At 39.2% G+C, this 6,000-nt stretch carries 3 protein-coding genes; all 3 read left to right on the top strand.

All coding sequences use genetic code 11. From position 1 onward, the window contains the following. The first annotated feature begins 588 nt into the window (after nucleotides 1-588). The 3 genes from Q0954_RS22915 to Q0954_RS22905 all read left to right on the top strand — a co-directional run bounded on the left by Q0954_RS22915 (nucleotide 589) and on the right by Q0954_RS22905 (nucleotide 5,912). Entirely contained in the window at nucleotides 589-1,500 is a 912-nt protein-coding gene (locus tag Q0954_RS22915; RefSeq protein WP_299460841.1) for an ABC transporter ATP-binding protein, read from the top strand. A gap of 24 nt (nucleotides 1,501-1,524) precedes the next feature. Continuing rightward, nucleotides 1,525-5,214, top strand: coding sequence for a M1 family aminopeptidase (locus tag Q0954_RS22910; RefSeq protein WP_299460839.1), 3,690 nt, complete (start codon nucleotides 1,525-1,527; stop codon nucleotides 5,212-5,214). 131 nt (nucleotides 5,215-5,345) lie between these two features. Then, nucleotides 5,346-5,912, top strand: a complete 567-nt coding sequence (locus Q0954_RS22905) for a DUF4199 domain-containing protein (protein WP_299460837.1) — start codon at nucleotides 5,346-5,348, stop codon at nucleotides 5,910-5,912. The last annotated feature ends 88 nt before the right edge of the window (nucleotides 5,913-6,000 follow it).

The following is a 6,000-nucleotide window of genomic DNA, read 5'->3' as shown; positions in this document are numbered from 1 at the left end:
TGTAGATAATGAGTACATATTTAGCCTCATAATGGTCATTTAAATTGTCATCACTAGATTTTATACAGAAGGAAAAAAGATGTATTTCCACTACATAATTAAATTGATGTGTACCAAATTTAAAGCCTTCAAACCTAAAGAGAGCACTCTCGCTATACTACTCTACCCAGCTTTTAATTTCGTTGAGCTCAGCACAGTAAAACTGTAGCTTCGGTTTTTAAAAAGTACCGTCCTCGCCGCCTCGGTTGCGTGTCTTCACCAACCGATAGAAACCCTAAAATAAGTCGTTTTTTAGGGTTGTGGGTGGTTTGATTTGTGGAGACACAAATCAGGGCGAAAAATAGTAGGGTAGAGTAACCAAAATACTGCTTGCTACTCCCAATAAGCAATTTATCTAAATAAGCATTAAAATAAAATTGCTTTGAAATGATAGTTTTGGCAAAACACTGAGTGTTAGCTTACCACCACTTGCTGCTTAGAACAACTTACTAACTTAACTAAATGCTGTGGACTATTGTAATAAATCTCCACCACTTACTACTAATGTGCTAAAACAAGGTTACAACTATTCTAAAAACCAAAACCCCCATGAATTTAGTAATTGATGGTCTCTCTAAAACCTATCCTAATGGTACTCAAGCCCTCAAAGAGGTAAGCCTCGAAATACCTACAGGCATGTTTGGGTTACTAGGACCCAACGGCGCCGGAAAATCGTCGTTGATGCGTACCATTGCCACCTTGCAAGATGCCGATGCAGGCAGTATTCATCTGGGCGATATAGATGTACTCAACGAGAAGCCCAAAGTAAGGCAAGTATTGGGGTATTTACCACAAGAGTTTGGGGTATACCCACGAATGACTGCTTACCAGATGCTAGATCATTTTGCCCAACTGAAAGGAATCAAAAATGCCAAAGAACGTAAAGCTATTGTGAGAGCTTTGCTTGAACAAACCAATCTTTACCGTGAACGCAACATCAGATTAGGGAACTATTCGGGAGGGATGAAACAACGTTTTGGTATTGCTCAGGCATTATTAGGGCAACCCAAACTGATTATTGTAGACGAGCCCACCGCTGGGCTCGATCCTGCCGAGCGCAACCGTTTTCATAACCTGCTCAGCGAAATAGGCGAACATATGGTGGTTATCTTGTCTACCCACATCGTAGAAGATGTAACCAACTTATGCCGCCACATGGCGATCATTCACAAAGGCGAAGTGTTGCTCAAAGGCAACCCACGCGAAGTAGTAGAAGCCGCCAAGGGTAAAGTTTGGAAAAAAATGATTGCCAAAGATGAGCTACCTCAACATCAACAACAATACAATATTGTATCCTCTCATTTATTTGATGGCAAAGTCATTGTCAAAGCCTTTGGCGACGAGTGTCCTAATGAATCGTTTGAAGCCTCTATACCTGATTTAGAGGATGTATACTTCTCTCAGATCAAAGCCAAAGAAGAGACAACCAATGCCCAAACCCCTAATCAAATCCACGACTAAAACCCTCTAAACTTTCATCAATATATGTTTCAGGCAATATTCAAGTTTGAACTCAAATATAGATTCAACCGTCCGGCTACTTATCTTTACTTTGTTATTTTTACCTTGGTAGGTTTGCTTTATGGTGCCATTATGGGCGGTGCTTTTGGGAGCGAAGTAGCAGTTACAATTACTGGAGGCGGCAAAAACTTAGCGAATTCGCCCTACAATATTATGGTCATTACTGGGGCAGTAGGACAGCTAGGCATTTTTGTCGTGGCAGCTTTTATGGGAGTGCCAGTTTACCGTGATTTCGAACACAAAACCTTTCCTTTATTTTTTACCAAACCAATATCCAAGTGGCACTATTTGGGAGGTCGTTTCTTTGGCTCATTATTGATCAGTGCCTTGGTGTTGCTCAGCATTTCATTGGGGCTGATACTTTCGCAATGGTTGCCTGCGGTCAATGCCGAAAAATACGGTGTTTTTAACCTGTGGTATTATTTGCACCCCTATTTTTTGGTTACTTTGCCCTTTACAGTGTTTACCGGCGCCATCTTTTTTGCTACAGTATCACTCACCCGTAATCAATTGTTTATTTACCTCAATGCCATTGTGGTGTTGATACTTATCTTTGCGGCTAGTTACTTATCTGGTCAAATAGATAACAAGACATTGAGTAGCTTGATTGACCCTACTGGACTTACTGCTATAGCCAAATCTACCGAGCTTTGGACAGTCACCGAACGCAATAATCAGGTCGTTCCACTTACTTCGCTCATTGTTATCAATCGGTTGATTTGGGTTGGTGTAGGTTTGGTTATATTACTTCTTACTTATGTTCGCTTCTCGTTCACTTTTGTGGGCAAAGGGCGAGTAAAGCAAACCCCTCGTAAAGTAAGCAAAACATTGGCTGATACTTTAACGATTCAAAAAATACGCTTACCCAAAGTACACCAAGACTTTAGTCAAACATCTCAGTTTGGTTTACTGCGAATGCTCACCAAAAAAGAGTTTTTTCAGGTACTATACAACCCAATATTTTTAGTAATTACAGTCGTAGGTTTATTATTTATGGTGTTGGGTGTGACCACTTCTGGAAAAATATTCGAGACGCCAGTATTACCTGTGACTTACCGCATATTAGACATTCTCAATGGTAGTTTTCGAATGTTTATTCTTGCCATTATTGTTTTTTATTCGGGAGAAATGGTATGGGCAGAGCGCCAACAAAAGGTTAACCTGATGTATGATGCCTTACCTATACCCAATTGGTTGCCGTTTACGGCAAAGTTTTTTGCTATGATAGGTATAGAGTTGTTTTTGCTTACTGTCATTATGTTGATGGGTATGCTGGTACAGGCAGGCAATGGCTATTACCACTTTGAACCATTATTATACATCAAGCATTTGTATGGGGTACAAATGCTTGATTTGCTTCTGGTAACCATCCTTACCTTTACTATTCATATCATTGTCAATAACAAGTACTTTGGCTTTTTTGCGGTAGTGTTGGTGTACTTCTTCTTTAGTACCATACTGCCCTATTTAGGGGTTACTCACAAGCTTCTATTGTTTAAAAGCGCCCCAATGATGCTCTACTCAGACTTAAACGGCTATGGGCATTTCTTGCAAGGTTGGCTTGCTTTTAAGACTTATTGGCTTGCCTTTGGGCTTATATTATTGGTGTTTGCTAATGGTTTATGGCTTCGGGGCACCGATAGTCATTGGCAGGTGCGTTGGCGTAAAACGCTGCATAACTTTACGCCAGTAGCCAAACTTACTTTGGGTGTCGCTGCCCTGGCTTTTGTGGCAATAGGAGGCTACATCTTTTATAATACCAATATCTTAAACGATTTTGTAACTCAGGAAGAAGAAAATACCCTACGCGCCAACTATGAGAAAAAATACAAAAAGTATGAAGTAATACCTCAACCCAAAGTAATAGATGTACAACTTGAGGTAGACCTATACCCTTACAAGCGAGCATTAAAAGCAAAGGGACGTTATGTATTAAAAAACAAGACAGAAACCGCTATTCAAAATATCCATATCAATACCAGCAATAATGCTGTGGTGCAAAAAATGAAGTTTGGCAAAGCATTTAACATAATACAAAACGATCAGACTTTAGCCTATGCCATTTATAAGCTTAATAAACCTCTTCAACCCCAACAAACCATTACATTAGACTTTGAGATAAGCTATGCCTGCAAAGGCTTTAGTAACAGTTCTACCAACAATTTCTTGACTTATAATGGTACTTTCGTAAATGAACAAATCTTTCCAAAAATTGGCTATCAGCCCTTAGGTGAACTTACCTCTGACGATGTACGAAAAAAACACGGATTGGGAGCTCATCAGCGTTTTCCCCGGATTAACAATTTAGAAGCACGAAAAAACAATGCCCTTTCGAACGATGCCGATTGGATAAGTTTTGAGATAAAACTGAGCACTGCCCCTGACCAAATCGCGATAGCACCAGGGTATTTACAAAAAGAATGGAAAAAAAACGGGCGGCGTTACTTTCATTATAAAATGGATACGCCTATTCTGAATTTTTATAGCATTTTATCGGCTCATTATGCGGTAAAGAAAGATGTATGGACAAGCAAAGAAGGTAAAAAAGTAAACCTGGAAATTTATTACCATCCTACGCATACCTATAACCTTGAGCGAATGATGCAAGGCATGAAAAAATCCCTGAGTTATTGTAGTGCCAATTTTTCTCCCTATCAATACCGTCAAATGCGTATTTTAGAGTTTCCGCGTTACGCGGGTTTTGCCCAATCTTTTGCCAATACTGTTCCTTACTCCGAAAGTATTGGTTTTCTTGCCGATGTTGACGACAAAAAAGACATTGACCTAGTGTTGTATGTAACTGCCCACGAAGTGGCGCATCAATGGTGGGGGCATCAGGTAGTACCAGCTTATGTACAAGGAGCACACACAGTGATAGAAAGCATGGCACAGTACTCAGCATTGATGACGATGGAAAAAGCATTGGGTAAAGACAAAATCAAAAAGTTTTTGCGCTTGGAAATGAACAAGTACCTGAAGGGACGCAGTGCCGAAATTCAAAAAGAAATGCCGCTCATGCTTACCGAAGGGCAACAATACATTCATTATAACAAAGGCTCAGTAGTATTGTATGCTTTGCAAGACTACATTGGCGAAAAGCAAATGAATGCTGCCCTGCAAAAATATGTCAAACAAGTGGCTTATAAAGCTGCCCCTTATACCACTGCATTAGAATGGGTCAGTTTTTTGCGTGAAGCCACCCCCGATTCGCTCCAATATTTAATCACTGACATGTTTGAGAAAATAACTCTTTACGAAAATAAAGTCAACAGTGTGAGCTATGAGAAAAAAGGAGATAAATATGAGGTGACATTAGAAATAGTAGCCAAAAAAGTGCAATCAGATGGGTATGGAGTAGAAAAAGAAGTAGCACTCAATGATTATATCGATATAGGTATATTTGCTCGTAAACAAACGTTGTCAGATAAAGGCAGCAACACCAGTAAATCCAAGGTTCATCGTAGTAAAACAAATAAGGTACTGTACCTGAAAAAGCATAAAATTACTAAGACAAAGCAGACTATTAAAATATTAGTAGACGATAAACCTCATAGCGGAGGTATCGACCCTTATAACAAGTTAATTGACCGCAAACCGGATGATAACACGATGTTATTTGATAAAACCGGAAAACTGAAAACTGTAAAAAAATAAGCCTTAACAGAGGTTTTTTGCTAAATGTGTAATATTTTGCCTTATGAAGCTGACTAATACTTCAAATAAATGAATCAGCTAAGTAATAATAATTTTTGCAAATTCAAAACATACACAACACACATACATATATGGAAGAATATTCTGACCGCGATCAATATGACAATAACTATGAAGAAATGGAGCCTTATACTGTCAAATCAGCTGGCCTTAAGTATGGTTTGTATTTAGGCGTAGTAAGCATTGTTTTGTCAGTTTTACAATTCATGGCAATGGGAGGCTCAGGTAGTTATATTCTCATGGGAGCTTCAGTGCTTATTGCTGTAATAGCCATAGTGTTTGCTCATAATGAGTTTAAACGTAACAATGAAGGGTTTATGTCTTATGGTGAAGGGTTAGGCATAGGCGTATTGGTGAGCATAATTTCGGGAACTATCAGCGGTGCTTTTGGTATTTTGTACCGTACTGTCATTGACCCTGACTTTAATCAAAAGGTGTTGGAAAGCACCCGAAGAACACTGGAAGATTCTGGAGCTTATAATGAGGCACAGATAGAACAAGTATTGGAAATGTCTCAAAAATTCTCTACTCCTGGTGTATCATTGTTAATAGCCTTGTTAAGTTCTGCAATTGTAGGCTTGCTCATGTCGTTGATTATCTCCGCCATTACTAAAAATACCCGACCTATGTTTGACTAAGGAATTGTTCAAAAATAAATTTACACTCTGAGGGGTGATTTTTCGCCTTGATACTTCGTTATTTTTATTGCCCGTAGCGCTGCTATGG

It is taken from the genome of uncultured Microscilla sp. (assembly GCF_947493425.1).
Taxonomy (GTDB): Bacteria; Bacteroidota; Bacteroidia; order Cytophagales; family Microscillaceae; genus Microscilla.
Note: the sequence above shows the minus strand (reverse complement) of the source record. Positions and strands in the feature narration are given on the sequence as shown.

What these genes read in the sequence shown, in the direction of transcription:
- Q0954_RS22915 (WP_299460841.1), top strand. Translation starts at nt 589, where the DNA reads ATGAATTTAGTAATTGATGGTCTCTCTAAAACCTATCCTAATGGTACT.
- Q0954_RS22910 (WP_299460839.1), top strand. Translation starts at nt 1,525, where the DNA reads ATGTTTCAGGCAATATTCAAGTTTGAACTCAAATATAGATTCAACCGT.
- Q0954_RS22905 (WP_299460837.1), top strand. Translation starts at nt 5,346, where the DNA reads ATGGAAGAATATTCTGACCGCGATCAATATGACAATAACTATGAAGAA.